This is a genomic window from Beijerinckia sp. 28-YEA-48, assembly GCF_900104955.1.
GTDB lineage: Bacteria > Pseudomonadota > Alphaproteobacteria > Rhizobiales > Beijerinckiaceae > Terripilifer.
This window is the reverse complement of record NZ_FNSI01000001.1, coordinates 1,174,633-1,194,108: the sequence shown is the minus strand read 5'-3', so window position 1 is coordinate 1,194,108 and position 19,476 is coordinate 1,174,633. Positions and strand designations below refer to the sequence as shown.

General features: G+C 60.9%; 12 protein-coding genes. 7 read left to right on the top strand and 5 right to left on the bottom strand.

What is annotated here, in order from left to right; all coding sequences use genetic code 11:
- Nucleotides 1-9 precede the first annotated feature (9 nt).
- From BLW50_RS05635 to BLW50_RS05625, 3 genes are all read left to right on the top strand, one after another.
- On the top strand, nt 10-1,485 hold the full coding sequence (locus BLW50_RS05635; RefSeq protein WP_244544143.1) for an MFS transporter: 1,476 nt from the start codon (nt 10-12) through the stop codon (nt 1,483-1,485).
- 93 nt (nt 1,486-1,578) lie between these two features.
- Complete coding sequence (tyrS, locus tag BLW50_RS05630) at nt 1,579-2,841, top strand: tyrosine--tRNA ligase (RefSeq protein WP_090698694.1); 1,263 nt, start codon at nt 1,579-1,581, stop codon at nt 2,839-2,841.
- Between the two features lie 228 nt (nt 2,842-3,069).
- Entirely contained in the window at nt 3,070-4,584 is a 1,515-nt protein-coding gene (locus tag BLW50_RS05625) for a hypothetical protein (RefSeq protein ID WP_090698692.1), read from the top strand.
- 188 nt (nt 4,585-4,772) lie between these two features.
- Here BLW50_RS05625 and BLW50_RS05620 read toward each other — a convergent pair whose 3' ends face one another.
- Entirely contained in the window at nt 4,773-8,252 is a 3,480-nt protein-coding gene (locus tag BLW50_RS05620; protein ID WP_139267484.1) for a YhdP family protein, read from the bottom strand.
- Between the two features lie 151 nt (nt 8,253-8,403).
- Between BLW50_RS05620 and bcp the strand changes: the two genes are divergently transcribed.
- From bcp to BLW50_RS05600, 4 genes are all read left to right on the top strand, one after another.
- Nucleotides 8,404-8,877 (top strand): thioredoxin-dependent thiol peroxidase, encoded by a 474-nt coding sequence (bcp, locus tag BLW50_RS05615; protein WP_090698684.1) that lies wholly within the window; start codon nt 8,404-8,406, stop codon nt 8,875-8,877.
- A gap of 119 nt (nt 8,878-8,996) precedes the next feature.
- Nucleotides 8,997-9,551, top strand: a complete 555-nt coding sequence (locus BLW50_RS05610) for a manganese efflux pump MntP (protein WP_090698681.1) — start codon at nt 8,997-8,999, stop codon at nt 9,549-9,551.
- Nucleotides 9,552-9,696: 145 nt separating this feature from the next.
- A complete protein-coding gene (locus BLW50_RS05605; RefSeq protein WP_090698677.1) occupies nt 9,697-11,109 on the top strand; it encodes a M23 family metallopeptidase in 1,413 nt (470 codons plus the stop codon).
- Between the two features lie 116 nt (nt 11,110-11,225).
- On the top strand, nt 11,226-12,170 hold the full coding sequence (locus tag BLW50_RS05600; protein WP_090698674.1) for a DMT family transporter: 945 nt from the start codon (nt 11,226-11,228) through the stop codon (nt 12,168-12,170).
- Between the two features lie 54 nt (nt 12,171-12,224).
- Here BLW50_RS05600 and BLW50_RS05595 read toward each other — a convergent pair whose 3' ends face one another.
- The 4 genes from BLW50_RS05595 to BLW50_RS05575 form a co-directional block, all read right to left on the bottom strand.
- Complete coding sequence (locus tag BLW50_RS05595; RefSeq protein ID WP_090708751.1) at nt 12,225-13,394, bottom strand: ABC transporter substrate-binding protein; 1,170 nt, start codon at nt 13,392-13,394, stop codon at nt 12,225-12,227.
- Nucleotides 13,395-13,646: 252 nt separating this feature from the next.
- Nucleotides 13,647-14,778 (bottom strand): peptide chain release factor 2 gene (gene prfB / locus BLW50_RS05590; RefSeq protein WP_139267482.1). Its coding sequence is split into 2 segments (ribosomal slippage): nt 13,647-14,708 and nt 14,710-14,778, totalling 1,131 coding nucleotides; the frame shifts between segments, so codons are not numbered across the junction.
- 125 nt (nt 14,779-14,903) lie between these two features.
- A complete protein-coding gene (locus BLW50_RS05580) occupies nt 14,904-17,312 on the bottom strand; it encodes a penicillin-binding protein 1A (RefSeq protein WP_090698663.1) in 2,409 nt (802 codons plus the stop codon).
- Nucleotides 17,313-17,480: 168 nt separating this feature from the next.
- A complete protein-coding gene (locus tag BLW50_RS05575; RefSeq protein WP_090698661.1) occupies nt 17,481-18,872 on the bottom strand; it encodes an N-acetylmuramoyl-L-alanine amidase in 1,392 nt (463 codons plus the stop codon).
- Nucleotides 18,873-19,476: the final 604 nt, after the last annotated feature.

Genomic DNA, 19,476 nt, shown 5'->3' with positions numbered 1-19,476 from the left:
TTCTCCGTTTTGGACCGCAGCCTACTCACCGCGCTTATCGTGGCCTCGGCACTGCTCATGGAGAATCTGGACAGCACGGTCATCTCGACGTCCCTGCCGCTGATCGCCGCCGATCTGGGCACCAGCCCCCTGTCTTTGAAGCTGGCGATGACCTCCTACATGCTGTCGCTGGCGGTGTTCATCCCGGCCAGCGGCTGGGTTGCGGATCGTTTCGGCGCCCGCAACGTCTTCCGGGTCGCGCTCGTCATTTTCATCGCCGGTTCGATCCTGTCCGGACTGTCGCAATCGCTGGAGCAATTGGTCGCCTGCCGAGTCATCCAAGGGATCGGCGGCTCGATGATGACGCCAGTCGGACGGCTCATCGTGCTGCGCTCGGTGCCGCGCTCGCAGATGATCGAGGCGTTCACCTGGCTCACCTTTCCCGCCATGGTGGGGCCGATGCTCGGGCCGCCTGTCGGCGGTTTCATCTCCACTTATTTTCACTGGCGCTGGATTTTCTTCATCAACGTCCCCATCGCCATCATCGGGGCGATCCTAGTGACGAAGTACATCGCCGACGTGCGCGAGGAGAAGCCCGGCGTGTTCGACTTCAAGGGCTTCATCCTCGCCGGATTGGGCTTCACCGGTGTCGTCTTCGGCTTCTCGCTCGCCGGCGGCCATTTCATCTCCGCCGGTCCCAACATCCTGCTGGTGCTGGCCGGCCTGGGCTTTCTTGGCCTTTATGTCCGCCACGCCCGCAACCATCCCAATCCGCTGCTCGACCTCACCCTGTTCCAGCTGGTCACGTTTCGCCGCGCCATCCTCGGCGGCACGATTTTCCGCCTCTGCATGGGCGCCGTGCCCTTCCTCCTGCCGCTGATGCTGCAGCTGGGCTTCGGCCTGTCGCCGTTTCATTCCGGCCTGCTGACCTTCGTCAGCGCCATCGGCGCCCTGTTCATGAAGGTCGCTTCGGCCTGGGTGCTGCGCACCTTCGGCTTCCGCAACACGCTCATCGTCAACGGCATCGTCTGCGCCGGCACATTCGCCGTCAACGCGCTGTTCACTCCGGCGACACCGCATGTGATCCTGCTGTCGATTTTCCTCGTCGGCGGTTTCTTCCGGTCCCTGCAGTTCACCACCCTCAACGGCCTGGTTTTTTCCGACGTCGATAGCCCGCGCATGAGCAATGCCACCGGCATCAATGCCACCAGCCAGCAGATCGCCGCCTCCGGCGGGATCGCACTGGGCGCCATCTTCGTGGAAATGACCCAGTTCGCCCGTGGCGAAAGCGCCCTCACCCCGGATATTTTCGCGCCCGCCTTCCTAGCTTTGGGTGTGTTGATGCTGCTGTCGATCGTGATCTACCTGCGGCTGCCGCCCGATGCCGGCGAGGGCCTCGCCGGCCCCTCGAAACGGCACCTCCCCGCCGACCGGGATCAGCCAGCGGTTCAGGCGCCAAGCCCCGCGCCAACGCCAGCGCCCGCCCCTTCGCCCACCCCAGCCTGACGCGCACCAACACCATTGCGCTCCGGCCTTTTGGCCCCTAAACACGCCGCATTCGCGCGCCATTCCTGCGAGAGGCCGCGCTAAGAGGTTCCCATGTCCGCCGAATTCCGCCCGAAATCCGATTTTCTCTCTGTCCTCCTGGAGCGCGGCTACGTGCACCAGTGCTCGGATTTTGCCGGGGTCGACGACAAGGCGCGGGCCGGCGAGCTGATCACCTATGTCGGCTACGACTGCACCGCCCCCTCCCTGCACATCGGCCATCTGCTGCCGACGATGATGATGCACTGGCTGCAGAAGACCGGCGCCGGCAAGCCGATCCCGCTGATGGGCGGTGGCACCACCCGCGTCGGCGATCCCTCGGGCAAGGACGAGAGCCGCAAACTGCTGCCGGTCGAGACCATCGACGCCAACAAGGCGGAGATCGGCAAAACCTTCGCGCGCTTCCTGAACTTCGGCCACGGCAAGACCGACGCTTACATGTCGGACAATGCCGAATGGCTGACGGCGCTCAACTACATCGACTTCCTGCGCGATGTCGGCCGGCACTTCTCGGTCAACCGCATGCTGTCGATGGATTCCGTCGCCATGCGCCTCGAACGCGACCAGGAACTCTCGTTCATCGAATTCAACTACATGTGCCTGCAGGCCTACGACTTCGTCGAGCTGAACCGGCGCTATGGCTGCGTCCTGCAAATGGGCGGCTCGGACCAGTGGGGTAATATCGTCACCGGCATCGATCTCGGCCGCCGCATGGGCACGCCGCAGCTCTACGCGCTCACCGCGCCGCTATTGACCACCGCGTCGGGCGCCAAAATGGGCAAGACCGCGTCAGGCGCCGTCTGGCTCAACGGCGACATGCTCAGCCCCTATGACTACTGGCAGTACTGGCGCAACACGGAGGACGGCGACATCGGCCGCTTCATGCGCCTGTTCACCGACCTGCCGCTCGACGAGATCGCCCGCTACGAAAAGCTCGGCGGCGCCGAGATCAACGAAGCCAAGAAAGTGCTCGCCAATGAGGCGACGGCGATGATGCATGGCCGCGAGGCCGCCGAACAGGCGGCCGAAACGGCACGCAAAACCTTTGAGGAAGGCGTCGCCGCCGACACGCTGCCGACGATCACCGTCACCACCGCCGAATTCGACGCCGGCATCGGCGTGCTGACCGCCAATGTCGCTGCAGGGCTTGTAGCTACAACTGGCGAAGCACGCCGACAAATCAAGGCTGGGGGACTGCGCGTCAACGATAAAGTCGTCACCGACGAGCGAGCTGTGCTAACGCGCGACGATCTAGTTAATGGCGCCGTGAAACTGTCGCTTGGCAAGAAGAAGCACATCCTGCTGCGGCCGGAGTAGGCTTCTCACGTCATAACCCGCGCCGAATCCTAGACGCGGCTATCCAGCGCAGCAGTAGTGTGAACGAGCCCCTCTCTCGCTTAAGAGGCTCTATAACGCGTTGGAACGCGACCTGTTTATCATGCGAAAAACGATTAGAATATTGACCTAGTATTTCATCCCCGCCACAATATACGTGCTGTGTGTAATACTAATTGTTGCTCCTAAGAGCATTGGGGAGGGGGATTTATGACAGGATCTAAGGAGGAGTACGTAGGCTTTCTTTGCTTTGCAAAACCGAAAAAAGATGATCCCGATAGCGGCGCAATCTTTTGCAAGACATTAGAGCAAACAGAACAATGGAAACTAAAAGTCCAGGACGATTCCTATAAATTAGAAATAGGAAACTCCTCGGAAAATAAGACCGAAGCATCACATGAAAAGCTTCCATGGCAGCAACTTTCCGAATTGATGCACCGTTTCCAGATATCAATATCTGGATACAGAACTATCACGACGAACGTATTAGCTATCTACCCGATCCTACAGACAGTATATCTTGAAAAAGAAATGCTAGTCGACATCGAGAAAACAACAGCGAAAATTAGCGATGATGGCTCATTCGCTACTTTCGGTATTTACAATACTGATTTGTCTAAAGTTATGCGACACCTAGAACGCTTGCAAGACATGTCGTCCGCAAAAGCCGTGATACCCGGTGCTATTCTACTCAGCTTAGTCGCAACATTCGACTCTCTGATAGTTGATCTAATCAAAACTATGATCATGGCTCTGCCTGAAAGACTTCGCTCTTCAGACAAAAAGATGGCAATTTCTGATATTCTGTCAATGAACTCGTTCGACGATGTAATTACCAGACTGATCGACGACGAAGTATCTAACGTAATGCGTGAAAGTCATCTAAAGCAGATTGAATATATTGAGCGCACGTTCAACGTCTCATTTCCGAAAGAAAAACACGAAAAATGGGGAGAGTTTGTAGAAATATTTGAACGTCGCAACTTAGTTGCGCATGGAGACCTTCTAATCAACGCCACGTATCTTTCAAATTGTCAAAAAAGCAACTTTACAACCGCCGACATGAAAATTGGCGATAAGCTGGAATTAACCCCAAATTATCTAAATAGATCGGCAGACACACTAATCGAAATTGGCATCGAATTAATCTGCTTACTTTGGAAGCAAAATTTCAAAAACGAGATCACAAAAGCATACGAAGAACTAAATAATATTACATACGAACTGATCACAAAGAGAAGATACAGACTTAGCTCAAGACTTATCGAATTCGCTATCGTAAAATCAAAAGCACCAATAAATGATCGCTTACTAAAAATGTTTACTATCAACCTTGCGAATGCATATAAAAATCTAGAAGAGACAGAGAAGGCTAGCAACCTAATTGAGCAAACCGATTGGAGTGCAGCAACCGATGACTTCCAAATCTGTGTGCTTTCACTGAAGGAAGACGTGGACGGAGTCGTAAAATTGATGCCTCGAATTGCGGCGAGCGATTCTCTTAAAAAAGAATGTTACCGAGAGTGGCCGGTATTCTCTTGGGTTCGGGACGATTCCAAATTCTCAGGCGCGTTTTCTAAAATCTACGGTGAGGATCTATCGCAAGACAACTCGACAGTGACTGCACGAGGGGCAAGCGCTCTAATCGCGAACACTCCAAACACCAACGAACAGAAATTATCGAATGACCTTGAGGCGCCCCCCCCTAGCGATCTAAAACACTAAGCAGTTCGGAATCCGTAATCAGACCTCACGAACACATTTGCAGACTAAGCTCCCTGCTCGTTACTAAGCGCAATACGCACTCACGACGAGGTTGCGTTCGCGCGTCGACCAGCATGGACGTCGTATAGACGATGATCCTATCGACACGGCAAAATCAGAACGCTTCTTGCTGTACCCGGAATAAGCTCTTACTGCCCTGGCGTGATCGACATCGGCATCGACGGCTGGCGTTGACGCTGCTGTGGCATCGGAGCCGGCGGCGATGGCGTCTGCGAGGCATCGATGGCGCCGAAAATCTTGCGGATGAAGCCAGGCGCGATGGCCGAGAGCGGGTTGATGTTCAAGGTTGGCGCGCTCGCCAGCCCCGACACGCGAAAGTTGACGCCGAACAGACCTTCGTTCGTGCCACCGCCCAGCAGCGGGCCGAACAACGGCACTTTCGCGAAGAGATTATTGACGCCATAGGCCGGCACGAATGTGCCGTTCATATTGACGCGATTGCGGGGATAATCGATCGAGCCTTCCAGGGTCATGCCGATCGACGGACCATTGATGATCGCATCCCGGATATCCAGACGGCCATCGACCTTATGGAAGGTAACGCCGAGACGATTGAAGGCGACGGCACTCGGATCAAGCTGCGCCGCCCGTTCGTCGGCCCGCTGCGGCACGCCCTCCTGCAACAGACGGCCGAGCGCCGGCTCGTTGCGCAAAGTGAAATCGCGCACCGAGAGCACGCCGCTCACATCCTCGCCAAACCCTTGCGTGACCAGCACAAGCTGGCCGCCTTCCATGCGCTTGTAATAGTCGAAGAAAGACAGCAGCGCGCCACCGTCGCCGGCCCGCACCGTCACCTGCGGCTGGCCGTCGTCGCGCGTCAGGCCGACGGTCACTGGCGCACGGCCGGAACGCGCCGTCATCTTGATATCGCGCAAGGTCGTGCCCTTGCGGATCAAGCGCAAATCCACATTGGCCAGGGACTGACCATTATAACCTGTCACCAGCGCCGACTTGAGATCGAGATCGACGCCGCCATTGCTACGCCCCTGCCCCTCATTGGCTTGCTGCAACAGCGGGCGCGCATCGAAGACATTGCCGCGCGCGACGATCTTAAGTCCGTCGTCGCTAAGCTGGATATCGGCGCGCATGTCATCGCCGGGCGAGAGTTTGATCTGGCTCAGGCGGGCGCTCTGGAAGCCACCGCCACCATCGAGATCGATCTGTCCCTGCGCTGAGAACGTCCCGCCATCGAAGGCGAGCTGTTGCAACTGGATCTTATCCTGGTCGCCGGTCAGCGTGAATGTCGCCTTCGAGGCGCGGCCCGCCGGCTTGCCGACGCCAGGGATCGGCAAGTTGATCGCCGTCTTCTGCAAATCGAGTTCGACCGTGCCGCGCTGCTTGTCGCTTTGACCAAGAAGCGCCGTCAGTCGAACGCCCATCGGTCCCGACAAATAAGCATCGCTGGCCCAGCCCTGCTTGGCGCGCGCGGCATCGTCGAGCACGAAGGAGACCGCCGCCTCCGCCGGACCATGGTTGGCTTGCCGCATGTCGATCTTCGCGGTGGTGCCAAAGAGACGGCCCTGCCCCGAGGCCGTCATGCCCTTGCTGTCGCCAGCGACAGTGAGCGTCCCTTGATCCAGCCGCTCCTTGCCGACGAATTTCTCGATGGTCAGATTGCTGACCTGTTGCGAGAAACGAATATTGGGGTCACGGCCCGGCGCCTCGTGCCCAAGGGTCAGGTCGATCACCGCGCGGCCATCGACCTGCCCCTTGATCGTGCTCGGATCGATCGGCACGGCGCCATAGGATTTCAGCGCATCGCGCGAAACGAAATCCATAATGGCATCGACGGTGCCCGTGTATTGCACGTTGACCGACGCCGGGAATATCCACTTGGTCTGATCTGGAATCTCGAATTTCGCTGAAACGAGCGAGAGTTTGCGCCCTTGCGCCAGATCGATTTGCCCCTGGCTCGCCGTGAACTGGGTGCTCTTGCCAGAGACTTGGCCGCTGCCGACCAGGCGCGACAGCGGCGGCGCACCGGGCAAATAGTCGAACACGCCGTCGGAGACATTGAACTCGATGTTCAAGGCCTGCTCCGGCACGGGATGCGCGTTGCGCAACGCCGCCATGGCATCGGGATCGAGATCGATGCGCACGGAACCGGTATCGAGCTGACCGCCGAGCAGATGTTGCAGGAGGAACGCGCGTGTTTCCGGCGCGGCGAAGGTCGGCCACAGCCGCATCACCGTGCGCACCGGCGTCTTCTGCACGTCGGCTGACAGCGCCAGCCGGTTCTCGCCCTCACGCCAGCTGCCCTGGGCGCTGAGCTTCATCGACAGAGCCGGCCCGGCGACATTCAGTTGATCAAGCGACCACGTCTGCGCCACCGGATTGACGGTGACCGCCAGCTCGCCACGCTCGATGACGATATCGGTCTCCTTCGGCCGTTCCGGCCCAAACTGGCCAGGGGCGATATCGATATTGACGTGCCAGGCATCCTCGTTCGGCGCCGGCGGAACGATCGTTCCGGAAAAACCCAGGTCCGTGCCGCCGCCCAAAAAGCGCGTGCCGGTGAGATCGAAAACCTGACGATCCGGCTGCCAGGCGAAAGAGCCGTTGACCGCGCGCACCGCCATCGGTTCGTGATCGGGATGGCGGAAGACGAAGAGACCCTCGCCGATCGTATAGTCGCCCTGCGCCACATAGAGCGCCCCATCCTTGCCGATGGCGAAACGGGCATTGCCAGAAACCGGCATGTCGAAATCAAACGGCAGCTCACGCCGACCCGACAGAAGCGCCAAGTCGTCGAGCGAGAGATCGCGCATCGACATGTCGAGGCGGGCAGCGCCATCGGCCCCATCGCCGCTAAACCCCGCCGCCTTGATACGCACCTCGCGCTGCCGCGGACCGTCATCGGCCGTGACTTGCAGATCGGCGCCTTCGTTCGATTTATCAAAGGACAAGGACAGGTTGTTGAATCGATTCTTCACGCCGGTGCGCTGGTCTTCGAAGACCAGATGACCGCCGATGAGGCCGGCATGCTCCAGATCGCCCAGCGGCGAGGCCCCGGCGGTGGCCGCCGCGATGATATGGGCGACGACGGACACCAGACGCGCCTGCGGCGTCGTCAGCGCCGGATCGTCCATGGCCGCGGGCTTTGGCAGCATGATCTCTTTCTCGCCCGCCGACAGCGCCACCATGCCGTCTTCAAGAACGATGAGCCGCATATTGAGATCGTAGAGATTGAGACGGCGCGGTCGCGCCTCGCCGCCAGCGAGCCGCAGTGGGTCGATCGACACGGTGGCGCGCGGTGCGGTCACCGCCAGGCCACCGTCCGGGCCGCGCAATTCCAAACCATCGATGGACAGAACCGGTCCATTGTCGGTGCTCTCGATGACCGTATGGCCGAGCTGAACCGCATAGCCGCTGGGCAAGCGGGCATTGAGCTCGTCTTGAATGCGCGTCGACAGCCATTCCACATGGATCGGCCCCTGGCTGAGGCGCCAGTACAGATAGCCGCCGGCGCCCAGGCAGAGGATCGCGATCAGCGAGACCGTGCCGGCGCAAAACAAGGCGCAGCGCCGGGCAAAACTCGGCCGGGCGCAGATCCTCGTCGGCGCAGGTGCGACGTCGCAGATCGCGGCGGGGTTCACCTGGTCAGACAATAGGATCGCATCTCTCGGTTGCGGGACACTGCAAACATAAAGGAATTCGCCACGATTCGAACCTTATTCCCACTCGTCTTGCATGGACCTGACAGAAGGGGTTCGCTAGCTTCGTCCATCTGGAGAGTCAGTTGAGCGAAAGGATGGCGAAATGACAGCAGCATTACAGGAGGGTGACAAAGCGCCCGCTTTCAACCTGTCCAGCGACGGCGACGGCAAGGTCTCGCTCAAGTCACTCGCGGGCAAGAAAATCGTGCTTTATTTCTACCCCAAGGACGACACCAGCGGCTGTACCCGCGAGGCGATCGATTTTTCCGGCCTGAAGAAGGACTTCACCAAAGCCGGAGCCGAGGTGTTCGGCGTGTCGCCCGATTCGGTGAAAAGCCACGACAAGTTCAAAACCAAACACGACCTCAGCATTGCGCTCCTGTCCAATGAGGACAAGACCATGCTCGAAGCCTATGGCGTGTGGACGGAAAAGAGCATGTACGGCCGCAAATATATGGGCGTCGAACGCTCGACCTTTTTGATTGATAGTAAGGGCAAGATCGCCCGTATCTGGCGGAAAGTGAAGGTAGACGGCCACGCCAAGGAGGTCCTAACCGCTGCCAAAGCACTCGCCTGAGACGGGTGTTTGTCAGACTTGGCACCAATGCGTAGCCGCAGCTACAACATGCAGTAAGCACTTCATCTAATTGTTTTTACTTGCTTATTTTGCGTTCGAGATTTACAGCTCGCCGCATCATGTTGCAGACAGCCCTCCTTGCTTTCAGCCTGTCGTCCGACGCTTTCGCGGTCTCGATCGCCAATGGCGCTCGGGCGCCACGCATGTCGATCGTGCGCACCACCACCATCGCCGCCAGCTTCGGCCTGCTCGAGGCGGTGATGCCGCTGATCGGCTATCTGCTCGGCCGCCACTTCGCCGGTGCGATCGAGAGCGTCGACCATTGGATCGCCTTCGCCATCCTCGGCTTCCTCGGCGTGCGCATGATCTGGATGAGCTTCAAAACGGACACGCCCACCGGCGTCGCCATGCCTTTGTCAGTCGCCGCCGTGTTCGCGACGGCTCTCGGCACCAGCGTCGATGCCACCGCCGTCGGCGTCACCTTGGCTTTGGTCGAGACCGATATCGCCATGACGTTGCTGGCCATCGGCTTCGTCACCTTCGCCATGGCCTGGATCGGGCTGCATCTCGGCCGCGAAATCGGCCGGCGCGCCGGCGCCTGGGCCGAACGGTTCGGTGGCCTCGGCCTGATCGCCATCGGCAGCAATATCCTGATCACCCACCTGGCGGCCTAGCCTAGGCTTCTATTTGGAGGCGTCTTTGCGAACTGCAAAACGCTACGGCTAATCCCTTGTTTTAGGCTCGTTTCTCAAAAATTAACCCTAACAATATCTAATCAACCTGCTGATTGCGCCTCGATGCGGCGCCGGAGTTCGGTTGATGTCTTTGCGCGCTTCCTCCCTCAAGACTTCCCGCCAAAAGACGACCAAAGGCCGCCGGCCCGCCTCCCGCTATTTTATTACCCTGGCGCACGGCGACGACATCAAATGCATCGCGATCCGGCCTTGGGCGTTGTACCTGGCCGGCGGTGTCGTCCCCTTGGTCGCCCTGCTGACGATCGGCAGCGCCGCCTATTCCCTTTTTCATGACCGCATGCTGCAGGCGCTGATGACCCGTCAGGCCGAGATGCAGTCGGCCTACGAGGATCGCTTGGCTGCCATGCGCACCCATGTCGACCGGGTCGCCTCACGGCAATTGCTCGATCAGGATTCGATCGAGAACCGGGTACAGGAACTCGTCGCCCGCCAGGCCCAGCTTGAAACCCGCGCCGTGGTCGTCGCCAGCCTCGCCGATAGCGCTGGCCTTGAGGCAAACACCAGCACGCCTCTGCCAATGGGCCGGCCGGCTGCAAAGAACCGCCAAGCGAACCAAGCGATCGGTGGCGGCTTTGTTCAGGCGCCGGCTTTCGCGCCACTCGAAACCCGCGATGCGCCGGCGCTGAAAGCGCTCGAACGCTCCCTCGCGCCGCAGAAACCCCGGCCCGAACCCATCGTCGAAGACACCACGCCCGAGACGCTGCCCTTGCGCTCAGGCAAAACCTCCGATGCTTCCAGCGCCGTGCCGCTGGCGCTGCATCTGGCTGAAATCACCGCTAAGCTCGACCGGGTCGAAAATTTGCAGGTCCGCTCGGTCAACCAGATCGCCGTCACGGCGCAGCGCAAGACGGCGCAATTGCGCACCGCTCTCGCTTCGGCCGGTGTCTCGCTCGACCGTTTCACCCCGGCACGCCAAGCCTCTGCTGGTGAGCCAGCTGCGGTCGGTGGTCCCTTCGTGCCATTGAAGAGCGATAGCAACGGCTCGCCGTTCGAGCGCGAAGTCATCCGCCAGCAAGATCAGATCATCCTCGCCCAGCGCCTGCGCCAGGCCCTGCCCTTCATTCCCCTGCGTCGGCCGTTGTCATCCGTCGCCGATGTCACCTCGCCCTTCGGGGCCCGCACCGATCCGTTTCTCGGCCGTGCCGCCATGCATACGGGCGTCGATCTGCGCGAGCCCTACGGCGCGCAGGTGGTGGCGACCGCCGCCGGGAAAGTCGTCACCGCTGGCTGGAACGGTGGCTACGGCAATATGGTCGAGATCGACCATGGCCATGGAGTCTCCACCCGCTACGGCCATATGTCGGCCATCTTGGTTTCGGAAGGCCAGCAGTTGACCGCCGGCACCGTCGTCGGCCGCCTCGGATCCACCGGTCGTTCCACCGGCGCTCATCTCCATTACGAAGTACGGATCGACGACGAGCCGGTCGATCCGACCCGGTTCCTACGCGCTGGCGCGCAATTTTTTGCGCAACGCTGAACCGACCTCATCGGACTGCCTCTTTGAACTGACCTGCTCTGTAGGTAACCCCGCCCTGCGGTGAGGCTCATTGCCGACTGCCTGAAAAACAAGCATGGATCGGGCGAGGAGATGCCATGACCGCCCAGACCGACGATCAGACGACGCAAGCTGTCGCGCCCAGCCTGTGGTGGCGCATCGTCACCAGCCCTTATCTGCTTCTGGCGCTCGCCGGCCTGTTCTGGAGCGGCAACCACATCGCCGGCAAAGCCGGCGCCGGCCATATCCCGCCGGTCACCATGGCGAGCGGACGCTGGCTGCTCGGCGCCCTGATCCTGTGGCCCTTCGTCCGTCGCCAGGTCATCGCCGACTGGCCACTGATCCGGAAGAACTGGAAAATCGTCGTGCCGCTATGCGTCTTCGGCGGTGGCGTTTTCACGACATTGCAGTATGTCGCACTCAACTACACGTCGGCACTCAACGCCTCGATCTTCAACTCCTTTGCGCCACCGATGATTGCCGCCGCAGGCGCCATTTTATTTCGCGATCGACTGGCTGCAATCAACTGCCTCGGCATCGCCGTCTCCTTCATTGGCGTGATGATCATCGTCAGCCGTGGCAGTCTCGACGTACTGCAGTCGGTCCAGTTCAACTGGGGCGACATCATACTGGTGGCGAACATGGGGATTTGGGCGGCTTATTGCACCTGCCTGCGCCTGCGCCCGCCCGTGCACCCGATGACCTTCGTGTTCTTTGTCGCGTTCCTGGGCGGCTTGGCCATGGCGCCCTTCGCCATCTGGGAACATATGCGCGGCTTGCAGATCCAGTTTACCTGGCTGACCTTCGGCATCATGACCTACATCACGCTGTTCTCAGGTACGCTCGCTTATGTCTTCTGGAATCGCGGCCAGGAAGCGATCGGCGCCTCACGCGCCGCCGTCTTCCTGCACCTCATCCCCTTCTATGGCGCGGTGCTGGCGACAAGCCTGCTCGGCGAACATCTGCGCTGGTTCCACATCGTCGGCTGCGCGCTGATCCTGGTTGGCGTCTGGGTGGCGTCGCGCGACAACAAGGCGGCGTGACCGGGCAAACGCGGCGTAACGGAAGAAGCGTTGTCCTCTCAACGCATCAATGCGTCATCGCACCAAGGGACATTCCGGATTTGGCGGGCCAAAGGCCTGCTCCCCCGAGATAGTTGTCAGCACCTTATAATAATCCCACGGGTATTTGCTTTCGGCTGGCGACTTGACTTGCACCAGCACGAGGTCATGCACCATGAGATTGTCGGCGCGCAGCTTACCATTGCGAGCGAAAGCGTCTTCGATAGGTGTCTCACGCATTTTCGCGGTGACCTTCAAGGCCTCATCCGAGCCCGTGGCCTTAACCGCCTCAAGATAGTGCATGGTGGCCGAATACACACCCGCCTGCCACATGGTCGGCATTTGCTTCATCTTCGCGAAATAACGCTTCGACCATTCCCGCGTCTTGTCGTCCATGTCCCAGTAGAACGATGTCGTCAGCAGAAGCCCCTGCGCCGCCTGTAGGCCAAGCGCATGAACGTCGGTGATCAGCACCAGGAGACCGGCCAGCGACTGTCCGCCCTGCAAGACGCCAAACTCACTGGCCGACTTGATCTCATTGATGTTGTTGGGCGGGCCGCCGGCAATGCCGATAATCTTCGCTTTCGAAGCCTGCGCCTGCAAGATGAAAGATGATGGATCCGATGTCGCGAACGGCGGACGCACGGATCCCAAGACTTTACCGCCGTTCTTGACGATCACCGCGGAGGCATCGCGCTCAAGCGAATAGCCGAAAGCATAGTCATCGGTGATGAAGAACCAGGTATCGCCGCCACGCTTGACCACCTCCTGCGCCGTGCCGACGGCGAGCGCATGCGTGTCGAAGACCCATTGTATCGCATAAGGCGAACAGAACTTGCCGTGAAAATCCGCCGTGCCGGTGGCGTGCGTGATGAAGAGTTTCTTCTTGTCGTTGGCGATATTCTGGACCGCCAGTCCGACCGCCGAGACCGGAACGTCGAGGATCAGATCGACCTGTTCGGTATCGTACCAACGGCGTGCGATACCAGCGCCAATGTCGGGCTTGTTCTGTGTATCGCCCGTGATGAGAGTGATCGGCTTGCCGAGAACCTTGCCACCAAAATCGTCGATGGCCATCTGCGCGGCGACCGCCGAGCCTGGTCCATTCGCGCTGGCCGACGGCCCGGTCATGTCGGTCAACACGCCGATCTTCACGATGTCGTCGGAGATTTGCGCGGAGACTTGCGCCTGGGCCGTCTGCGACATCAGCGCCGCGACACATGCCCCGCAGAACAACAGATGCTTTGGAAAGAGATGTCTTGCCAACATTCCATCCTCCCGAAATGGCTTCTGACGATTTCCGCACAATCACGGACCGTCGTCAACGCCGCCGATCTTTAATCGCCGGCCAGCCTAGCGCATTCGGATAGCGAATGCCGCACGCGATCTAAATCGCGTTCCGATAGATGTTGGGAAACGGATCGGAGCGCCACGGCCATCGCGGCGCTCCGTTATCGCTTAATCCACGTCACTCACATCCTCAGGCCCACCGCCGTAGACGCGCTGTGCCAGCGAGGCTTCCATGAACTCGTCGAGGTCGCCGTCGAGCACGTCGTCGGGCGTGCCCGAGACATGGCCGGTGCGCAGGTCTTTCACCATCTGATAGGGCTGCAGCACATAACTGCGGATCTGATGGCCCCAGCCGACGTCGCTCTTGGCCGACTCCTGCGCATTGGCGGCGGCTTCGCGGATTTCCAGCTCGCGCTCGTAAAGGCGTGCGCGCAGCATGTTCCACGCCGTGGCGCGGTTCTTGTGCTGCGAGCGTTCCATCTGACAGGCAACGACGATGCCCGTTGGAATATGGGTGATACGAACCGCTGAATCGGTCGTGTTGACGTGCTGGCCGCCGGCGCCCGACGAGCGATAGGTGTCGATGCGGCAGTCGCTTTCGTTGACCTGAATATCGATCTTGTCGTCGATCAGTGGATAGACCCAGGCCGAGGCGAAGCTGGTGTGCCGGCGCGCATTGGAATCGAACGGCGAAATGCGCACCAGGCGGTGCACGCCCGATTCCGTCTTCAGCCAGCCATGGGCATTGTGGCCCTTGATCAGCAAGGTCGCCGACTTGATGCCGGCTTCATCGCCCGGCGTCTCTTCGATCAGCTCGACCTTGTATTTCCGCCGCTCGGCCCAGCGCGTGTACATGCGCAAGAGCATGCGCGCCCAGTCGCAGCTCTCCGTGCCGCCGGCGCCCGAATGAATTTCCACATAGGTGTCGTTGGCATCGGCCTCGCCCGACAGCAGCGTTTCGATCTGCCGGCGCTCGGCTTCCGCCAGCAGCGCCTTCAGGCTGGTCACGCCTTCCTTCTCGGTGTCGGCATCGTTCTCGGATTCGCCGAGCTCGACCAGCGTGATCGCATCCTCGAGATCGCGCTCGAAGCGCGACAGCGCGCCGAGCCGGTCCTCAAGCTCCGTCCGCTCGCGCATGATCTTCTGCGCTGCGTCCGGATCGTTCCAGAGCGACGGGTCTTCAACCTTGGCATTCAGTTCCGCGAGACGGCGCGTGGCAGTCCCGACGTCAAAGATGCCTCCTCAGCAGTCCCACGGACTGCTTGATCTGTTCAACGAGGGATTCCGCCTCGGCGCGCATGAAATGGCTCTCAAAAAGGGAAAGAAACTGCGCTCGTCATATCGACGCCAAGCACATGTGTAAACCGCGCAAGTGTAAGCTGCGCGAGCATAAACCAGCGGCGTTGAAGCCGCTGGTTCTGGCTATCAGTAAAGGCCGCCGGTGCCCGAGCCGATCGACCGATCGGAGGACGGCGAGGTCGAGGCGCGCGAGATGCCGTCGCCGGCGATATAGTCCGGCGGCGCGGTGCCCGGCTTGAAGCCTTCCAGGATCGAGCCAGCGCCCGACGAACGCAGGCCGGAGCGCGGATCGATCGAGATCAGCTTGATGCCCGGCGGCACGCGGAACGGAACGTCCGGCTTGCCCTTCAGCGCCTGAAGCATGAAGTCGCGGAAGATCGGCGCGGCATACTGGCCGGCGGTCGCCGAATTGCCGAGCGAACGCGGCCGGTCGTAGCCCATGAACACGCCGACGGCGAGGTCCGGCGAGAACCCGACGGTCCACACATCCTTGGCTTCGTTGGTCGTGCCGGTCTTGGCCGCCAGCCGCTTGCCGACAGCCTTGAGGACCTGGGCGGTACCGCGCTGGACGACGCCTTCCATCATCGAGGTGATCTGATAGGCGGTCAGCGGATCAAGCACCTGCTCGCGCTGGTCGATCAGGCGCGGCTCCGGCTGATTGTCCCAACCTTCGGCATCGCAGCCCTGGCAGACGCGCTGGTCGTGACGATAGATGGTGCGGCCCCAGCGATCCTGGATGCGATCGATCAGCGAGGCGCGGATGCGCTTGCCGCCATTGGCCAGCATTGAATAAGCGGTCACCATGCGCAGCACGGTGGTTTCGCCCGCCCCCAGCGACATCGCCAGCATCGGCGGCATGTCGTCATAGACGCCAAAGCGCTTGGCATATTCGGCAATGAGCGGCATGCCGACATCGCGCGCCAGTCGCACCGTCATCAGGTTTCTGGAATGCTCGATGCCGTAGCGCAGTGTGTGCGGACCGAAGTTCTGCGAGTTGCCGTAGTTTTCCGGCCGCCAGATTTCGCCATTGCCCTGATCGATTTCGATCGGCGCATCCTGGATGATCGACGACGGCGTATAGCCGTTGTCGAGAGCGGTGGAATAGACGAACGGCTTGAAGGACGAACCCGGCTGGCGGAACGCCTGCGTGGCGCGGTTGAACTCCGACTGGTCGTAGGAGAAGCCGCCGACCATGGCGAGCACGCGGCCGGTGTAGGGATCCATCGCCACGATGGCGCCGGACACGTCAGGGATCTGGCGCAGGCGATACTGACCGGGACGGTCAGCCATCGGCTCGACATAGACCACATCGCCCGCCGTCAAGGCGGCGCGGACACTCGTGCGCCGGGTCCAGCGGACGCCGTCATTGGTGACCAGGCCGGTCTCGCGGGTGCGGCTGACTTCGCCCGAGGCTTCGCGCGACGGCTGCAGGCCGATGCGGGCGGAGGCGTCGCTGACGTCGAGCACCACGGCCAGGCGCCAGGGCTTCACGTCACCGAGCGCCGGGATATCGGCCAGCGCCGGACCCCAATCGCCAGCGTTGACATTGATGACACGCATGGCGCCGCGATAGCCCTGCGCCTCGTCGAAGCGCACCAGACCATCGGTCAGGGCTTTACGCGCCTGCACCTGCATCTGCGGATCGAGCGTGGTGCGGACCGAGAGGCCGCCCTCGTAAAGCTTCTTCTCGCCGTAGCGGTCGAGCAGTTCACGCCGCACGTCTTCGGCGAAGAAGCCGGCGACATAATGATTCGGCGACAGGAAGCGCGGGTTGACGTTGAGCGGTTCCTTGCGCGCCTTCTCGGCGTCGGCCGCCTTCGCCATGCCGTCGGCGACCATGCGGTCGAGCACGTAGTTGCGGCGGGCGATGGCCGCGTCGCGATTGCGGAACGGATGCAGGGTGCTCGGCGCCTTCGGCAGCGCCGCCAGATAGGCCGCTTCCGCCAGGGTCAGTTCATTCACCGACTTGCCGTAGTAGTTCAGCGCCGCGGCGGCGACGCCATAGTTACCCAGGCCGAGATAAATCTGGTTGAGGTAGAGTTCGAGAATGCGGTCTTTCGAATAGGCCGCCTCGATGCGGAACGAGAGCAGCATTTCGCGAATCTTGCGCTCGAACGTGCGCTCATTCGTCAAAAGGAAGTTCTTGGCGACCTGCTGGGTGATGGTCGAGGCGCCCTGCACGCTGCGATTGCCCTGGATCAGAATGACCGCGGCACGAACGATGCCTTCGGGATCAATGCCCGAGTGGCTATAGAAATTTTTGTCTTCCGCCGCGATGAAGGCGTTCTTCACCAGAGGTGGAATCGCTTGGATCGGCAGGAACAGGCGCCGCTCGCGCGAATATTCGGCCAAGATACTGCCGTCGCCCGCGTGCACGCGGGTCATCACCGGCGGCTCGTAGTTGCGCAATTGCGTGTAGTCCGGCAGGTCCTTTTCGTACCCCCAGATCAGCATGCCGGCTGCCGCGGCACCCAACACGAACAGAATCGCGCCGGTGGCGAACAGAAACCCAAAAAACCTGCCAATACCGCGCATTCTGATCGTAGCTCCGCAATAGCTCTCGGAAATCAGCCGGCACTGTCCGTCCAGCGGAATCTATGCACTCGCCAAAGCCTCACTCGCGTCTTTTTGTGTTCATTTGGCGGCGATTCAGCAAAAATCCAAATATGGCAAACGCAATACAATACAATGGCGCTTATTACATCACTTGTTAGCAGCCGCAACGGGCGTACCGCCCCCGTCCCGCTCCGAAGCTTGATTTACATCGGCAGTGTGGCCGCGCAGCCGCGGTTCGAAAAACGAGTCGATCGAACGCGCCACGGTGCTGGCCGCCTTTTCGCGCCATTCGGGCGTGCGCATCTGCGCCGCGTCATGGGCGCTCGATAAATAGCCGATTTCGAGCAGGATCGAGGGCACATCCGGCGCTTTCAGCACATGGAACCCCGCCGAACGCATGGGATTCTTATTGAGATTGCCAGCCTCTTTCCACACCGACACCAGGGTGCGGGCAAACAAATGGCTGTAAGCGCGGGTCTCACGGCGGGTCAGGTCGAACAGAATGTCGGTGACACCACTGGTCTCTTCCTTCGCGTCGAAGCCAGCGATTTGGTCGGCGAGGTTCTCCTGTTCCGCGAGCTTTGCCGCGTAACGGTCTGATGCCTTTTCAGAAACCGTATAAACGGTCGCCCCGGACACGCCCGGCGCCCGCATCGTGTCGGCATGCACCGACACCAGCAATTGCGCCTGCGCCATCTGGGCGATGCGCACGCGCTCGCCCAACGGCACGAAAATGTCCTCGTCGCGGGTCAGAACCACTTGATAACGCTCGCTCTGGCGCAATTGCTCGGCAAGCGCGCGGGCGAAATCGAGCACCAAATCCTTTTCAAACGGCACACCTGGCCGGATCGCGCCGGTATCGATACCGCCATGACCGGGGTCGATCACCACCACGGGCTTGGCGCCGGCGGCAATCTGCCGGGCGGCGTCGGTCTCTACCCGCAAAGGTTGTGGCGCGGCCGCGTCCCGGGCCGAATCGCGCACCGCCTGGGCGAAGCTTTCAGCGTCGGTACGCGTCAATTCGAGCACCAGCCGCTGGGCGCCCTCGCTATCAACTTCGGTTTCGACCCGCGCGATACGCGCCGGATCGGTCAGGTCGACGATGATTCGTGCCTTGCCCGGCGCCAGCCGGCCAAAGCGGAAGGACGAGATGAGACCATGGCTTCCGGGCCGCCCCCGGCTCGTTTTGATCTGCCCAACCGACTGATCTATTTGGAAAATGACTTCTGGAAGATCGACGATGACCCGGTTTGGCCCGCTCATCACGAAGGCGCGCGGCGTCACCGGCCCCGAAAGATCGAACACCAATCGCGTCAGGTCGTCCTGGCGCACGATCCGCGCCCCGGTCACGACAGGCATCTCGGCGGGCTTGGCTGTGGCAGCTGAGTCGGAGGCCGCCTGAGCGGGCGCTTGCGCCCCTTGCTGTCCGGCGGCCGGGTAAAGGCAGCCGGCGAAGAGGGTCAATGCCAAGGCAACGCGCCGCCCGGCCCAGAGGGACCGACCGGCGCCGACGCGAAAAAATGCAGTGCTGGAACGCATTTGGCCCGGAATCCGCCCGTAAGACCGCCATTAATGACTTGTAAGCCATAGCCACGCAGCGGTTAACGCCCGGTAACGATGTGACAGACAGTTACCAAAGCCTGTGTCTCTTTCGCCACAGGTCCCAGGAAACTTGTCAGGCTCGTGCAACCGTCATATGTATCAATTGCCTGCCGGATGCGGGCCAGCCTGCCGGCGCACCGTTAATGGGCGCCGCGGTCCACGTCGAAATGCCTCCCGAGTTTTGCGGGGTTTGCATCAGACGGTCCAAGTCCGGCCGCCCCAGAACCACGTGAATGGTCACGTGGCCCTCGGGCAGGCATTCCGGCCCCACCCGGCGCCGGCGCACGCTGATGTGCACAGGTGAGTAGGAAATGATCCGTCACGCGAAGGGCGATAGGCCCGGACAGCGCAGACGAAATATCCTGGCAGCGACCTTTCCCTGGAGAGGCGAACCCGGTCGCGTCGGCAGACGCCCGGCTCCTGTTTTCACGAATTCGCTCCGTTCCGCTTTCGACCGGCAGTCGCCGGCATCGCGGCTGAACGCGATCGACCTTGTCCTGACCCTAACCGTTTTTCCCATCCATCCGGCCCCGACGCCATC